The sequence below is a fragment of the Arthrobacter sp. 05L417 genome, assembly GCF_056397865.1.
The window spans coordinates 1-406 of sequence record NZ_JBFTOG010000129.1 but is presented as its reverse complement, the minus strand read 5'-3'; the positions used below and the strand labels follow the sequence as shown (position 1 = coordinate 406).

1 protein-coding gene is annotated in these 406 nt (G+C 65.8%); it reads left to right on the top strand.

Annotated features, from left to right (window positions below; all coding sequences use genetic code 11):
• Positions 1-406: aminomethyltransferase family protein (locus AC1DJW_RS26625; protein WP_476902976.1), on the top strand; the 406-nt coding region annotated here is incomplete at both ends.

Below are 406 nucleotides of genomic sequence, written 5' to 3'. Positions count from 1 at the left end.
CCCCTGAAGTACTCCTCCGAACTGGCCGAACACCACGCCGTCCGCCAGTCCGCGGGCCTGTTCGACCTTTCCCACATGGGCGAAGTCTGGGTCACCGGCCCGGAAGCCGCGGCCTTCCTGGACTACGCGCTGGTGGGCAAGATCTCCGCAATGTCTGTGGGCAAGGCCAAGTACTCGCTGATCTGCCAGGAAGACGGCGGCATCATCGACGACCTCATCACCTACCGCCGCCCGTCTTCCGAAGACGGCAGCGACAGGTTCCTCGTGGTCCCGAACGCCGGCAACGCCAAGGTCGTTGCCCAGGCGCTGGCACAAAGGGCCGCCAACTTCGACGTCGTCGTCGATGACGCCTCCGCGGCAACCTCGCTGATCGCCGTCCAGGGCCCCAAAGCGGAAGACATCCTCC